The organism is Ilumatobacter sp., assembly GCF_041688325.1.
Lineage (GTDB): Bacteria > Actinomycetota > Acidimicrobiia > Acidimicrobiales > Ilumatobacteraceae > Ilumatobacter_A.
This window is the reverse complement of record NZ_JBDNIJ010000236.1, coordinates 1-3,538: the sequence shown is the minus strand read 5'-3', so window position 1 is coordinate 3,538 and position 3,538 is coordinate 1. Positions and strand designations below refer to the sequence as shown.

4 protein-coding genes and 4 pseudogenes are annotated in these 3,538 nt (G+C 64.2%); 3 read left to right on the top strand and 5 right to left on the bottom strand.

Going from position 1 to position 3,538, the window contains the following annotated elements:
* Positions 1–283 (bottom strand): annotated as a pseudogene (locus ACH2EI_RS13450) (hypothetical protein); the annotation flags it as partial.
* Between the two features lie 55 nt (positions 284–338).
* On the opposite strand from ACH2EI_RS13450, the gene ACH2EI_RS13445 reads away from it, so the two are divergent.
* Together ACH2EI_RS13445 and ACH2EI_RS13440 are read left to right on the top strand one after the other, a co-directional pair.
* A complete protein-coding gene (locus ACH2EI_RS13445) occupies positions 339–746 on the top strand; it encodes a heavy metal-responsive transcriptional regulator (RefSeq protein WP_395160374.1) in 408 nt (135 codons plus the stop codon).
* A 183-nt stretch (positions 747–929) separates the two neighbouring features.
* Positions 930–1,283, top strand: a complete 354-nt coding sequence (locus ACH2EI_RS13440; RefSeq protein WP_395156034.1) for a hypothetical protein — start codon at positions 930–932, stop codon at positions 1,281–1,283.
* Positions 1,284–1,336: 53 nt separating this feature from the next.
* On the opposite strand, the pseudogene ACH2EI_RS13435 reads toward ACH2EI_RS13440, so the two are convergent.
* The 3 pseudogenes from ACH2EI_RS13435 to ACH2EI_RS13425 all read right to left on the bottom strand — a co-directional run.
* Positions 1,337–1,492 (bottom strand): annotated as a pseudogene (locus tag ACH2EI_RS13435) (NAD(P)/FAD-dependent oxidoreductase); the annotation flags it as partial.
* A gap of 47 nt (positions 1,493–1,539) precedes the next feature.
* A pseudogene (locus ACH2EI_RS13430) lies at positions 1,540–1,872 on the bottom strand (thioredoxin family protein); the annotation flags it as partial.
* A gap of 141 nt (positions 1,873–2,013) precedes the next feature.
* Positions 2,014–2,292, bottom strand: a pseudogene (locus ACH2EI_RS13425) (DUF427 domain-containing protein); the annotation flags it as partial.
* A gap of 43 nt (positions 2,293–2,335) precedes the next feature.
* Here ACH2EI_RS13425 and ACH2EI_RS13420 point away from each other — a divergent pair.
* Positions 2,336–2,635, top strand: coding sequence for a hypothetical protein (locus ACH2EI_RS13420; RefSeq protein ID WP_395160372.1), 300 nt, complete (start codon positions 2,336–2,338; stop codon positions 2,633–2,635).
* Positions 2,636–2,693: 58 nt separating this feature from the next.
* On the opposite strand, the gene ACH2EI_RS13415 is transcribed toward ACH2EI_RS13420, so the two are convergent.
* Positions 2,694–3,227, bottom strand: a complete 534-nt coding sequence (locus tag ACH2EI_RS13415; protein WP_395156038.1) for a signal peptidase II — start codon at positions 3,225–3,227, stop codon at positions 2,694–2,696.
* Positions 3,228–3,538 lie beyond the last annotated feature (311 nt).

The window sequence follows — 3,538 nt, the reverse complement described above, 5'->3', positions numbered from 1 at the left end:
TCGGATAGGTGCGAGTGGGCCACAGGACGGCGTCCTTCTGGAGCGGCGACGGATTCTCATCTGCTCGTGGTGCTGGGCCGGTGTCGCTCGTTCGACGCCATCGCACAACTCCGACCGCAACGACAGCAACGGCGAGAGCGACGACGAGCCAGCTCCCAAGTCCGATCCCGGCAATCGCGCCAAGGACCCCAACCGAGGCGAGCAGTGGCAGCCCGCAACAAATACCCCACAGGCCTGCTACAGCCGCGAACGGGGCGAGTGCTGATGTCTTCTGATTGCTCACACGAACGACCGTAGACCTTCTCCCACGGAAGAAGGTCAAGGGGTAGTGTCGGATCATGTTGATCGGACAACTCGCAGACGCGCTCGGCATTCCCACGAGGACAATTCGGTTCTACGAGCGCAAGGGGCTCCTGCCCGAGCCGCGGCGGACCGACAACGGGTATCGCGTCTACGACGACGTCACCCTCGCCCGGCTCCGATTCATACGCACCGCTCAGGCCGCAGGACTCACGCTCGCCGAGATCGCGAGCGTCATTCACGTCCGCGACGACGGCACTGCCCCATGCAGCCACGTCGACTCACTCCTCGAAACCAAACTTGCCGAGGTTCGCGAACGGCGTCGCCAACTTGCCACACTCGAATCCGAACTCGCCCAACTCCTCGATCCCAGCCGACAACTCGACCCAGCAAGTTGCACCGCCGGCGAGATCTGCCACATCTTCTCGCCGACCGAGAGCACTTGACCGACCGGTGCGCGATATTCACAACGCCGTGACGGCTCAGCGCCCGATCGTGATCCGGCCCTGACGGCCTGTGCCGCGGGCGCGCCAGCCGACAACGCGAGCCAAGGCATCCGATAACGACGATCCTCTTCAGACCCGAGGTTGGAGGAACGTTCGACGCGAGCGGGCTCACCATCACCACCGTTGCTCCAGGACGGCTCGTCGCTCGGATTCTTGCACGGCGTCGACGATGGCGTCGAGGCTCGGGCGCGCATCAGGGTTGGGTGGGAGCCAGACGCGACCGAGTCGGCCATCGCATCCGACGATGGCGTCGGTGAGCACCGGGAACTCGATGTCCAGATGCTCGCGGTACGCGGCGAGGCGTTGCGGGTCGTCGGTGAAGGTGAAGACAACGGGAAGGGCATCACTGAGCTGGTCGAGGTGATCGCGCACGATGATCAGGTGTTCCTGGCATGGCAGTCAAGCGAGGTGTCGGTGCAGGATCAGCACGAGCGGTCGGCGGCGATACTCCTCGAAGCTCCACCGGCCGCTTCGTGATCGACGAGGGCAATGGGGGAACCACGTCACCCTCGCCGATCACGCGCTGGGGGTCATGAGTGATTCCGGAGGGCATCCTCGATGCCACGATGGAACGTCGGGGACGCGTAGCTCATCGAACGGAGCTCCTTGATCGGGACGCAAGCATGGACAGCCAACGTCACCAGACCGAGCACTTCGGCACCGTTGGGTCCCATCGAGGTCGCGCCCCGGTCGACGGTGCTGGTGTCGTTTGTCGTGGTGGTGGTGTGCGCATTCATGTTGCACCTTGCCCGGCGATCTTGCGTGCGAGGAGTCCGGCGCTGCGCACCAGTTGGTCGAGGCGCCGCCTGCCCGGTAGGCCGGTCTCTCGTTCGATCTCGCGGCCGTCGGCGAAAACAATGATCGTCGGGATGCTCATGACATTGAAAGCCGTCGCGACACCCGGACTCTCTTCGACGTTCACGCGTGCGAATTGCAACGCGTCGTCGGCTTGGTCGGCCGCCTGGGCGTCGAACAATGGGTGGAGCTGCTTGCAGGGACCGCACCATGGCGCCCAGAAGTCGACGATGGTCACCGCCCCGTCCAGTGCAGCGAAGAACGAACCATCGTTGAGATCGACGACCGCCGCGACGGTCGGAATATCATCCATACGACGGACGGCGGCATCGTCGTGACCGTGTTCGATGTCGGCCGGGCGACGGCGGAAGCGGTCGAAGAACGAACGTCTCGCCTCCGACGGTCCTGTGTCCTCGATCTTCACGCCGTGCCAGAAGGCGATGCGTCCCGTGATCTTTTTCGCCGCTGATGAAGGCGATGGATAGTACCACGCGGCGTCACGGTTCATCTGACCGTCGACGTTGACGGAGTAGTAGGTGGCCTGCCCCTTCCAGGGGCACACCGTGGTGGTGGTGCTCGGAACCAGGTACTTCTCGTCGACCGATTTCGCCGGGAAGTAATGATTGCCGTCGATGATGACGGTGTCGTCGGATTCGGCGATCACCGCCCCGTTCCAGTGTGCTCGGACCATGTCACAGGTGCCCTTCTCGTTATTGGTGTGCAAGGGGAACCCGATGATCTCCCCTTCGCTTCCCGGACGACGTCGGCGTCGACGAATCGAGGCTCCGACACGCTCACGCGATCGCACTCGTCGGTGTTCTCTGGAACGCATCGCCAGCGGATGGGGTTCCCCGGCATACATGCAGCGTGCCGTTCCGTTGATGATCAATCGGTATCTGTCTGCCGACGTCGGTCACTATCTGGGTCGTGCCGACGTGTGGGTGATTCCTCCGCCATGCCCGCTCGACATCCGACCGAACGACTTCAGCCGTGCCGGGGAGCTCATCGATCGGTCGTACGCGTCGACGGTGTAATGGCTCGACCAAGCCAGCGGTGACCGATCGGTCAACCCACTCGCCGACCACGCCCACCTCACCCACCATCGCTGATCTCGACCTCTCGGTCGACTATTTCCTTGTGAACCGATGCGGTGTCGGTTGGGTCGCGGGTGACCAACACCATCACGAACACGATCGCAGCGCCAGCGCGCAGTGCCAGGTCGGCAAGGTTGAACACGCGCGGATACGGGTCGAGTGAGATCCAGTCGATCACCGCACCACGACCGGCTCCGGGCTGTCGGAGGAGTCGGTCCAAGAGATTGCCGAGGCCACCTCCGATCACCGAACCGATCGCGACGGCGGGTCGGACGTCGACCTGGCTGTGTCCGACGAACGTGACTGCGGCGATCAGGATCGCTGCCGTCACGCCAGTCCAGATGAGCGAGGCCCCGTCCGCCACGCCGAACGGTCCGCCAGGGTTGCGCACGATGGTGAAGCGAAATGGGCCGAACGAACGGTCGACATCGCCGAGCAGCCGGAGGGCCGCCGCTTTCGACACCTGGTCGACGACCGCGACGACCATCGCCGCGACGAGGACCGCGCGGCTCAAGTCCTCGCGCCGGTCCATCGATTCGAAACGGAACAGCGACGAGACCGCGGGCGAGCAGCCACGGACTCTCGGTCTGCCTCGCACGAATTCCACCCACCGCGGCGGGCCCGACGGCCACCGCCAACGGGCCTCGGACGGTCGAGAACCCGGAGAATCCTACGATGCCGAGAACAGGCGTTCCGGCGCTCAGATCGTTTCAGGAACGACCCACCGGTGGGAAGCAAACACCTCGTCGACCGGTGTGGCGAACAGGTGATTCGACCAGTTGCTGATCGTCTTCACCGCAACGGCCAGCACTAACTCGAGGACCTGGGCGTCGGTGTAGCCCG

Excerpts from the sequence above, each read along its gene's own strand:
- ACH2EI_RS13445 (WP_395160374.1), top strand. The coding sequence starts at position 339 with ATGTTGATCGGACAACTCGCAGACGCGCTCGGCATTCCCACGAGGACA.
- ACH2EI_RS13420 (WP_395160372.1), top strand. The coding sequence starts at position 2,336 with ATGATCTCCCCTTCGCTTCCCGGACGACGTCGGCGTCGACGAATCGAG.
- ACH2EI_RS13415 (WP_395156038.1), bottom strand. The coding sequence starts at position 3,227 with ATGGACCGGCGCGAGGACTTGAGCCGCGCGGTCCTCGTCGCGGCGATG.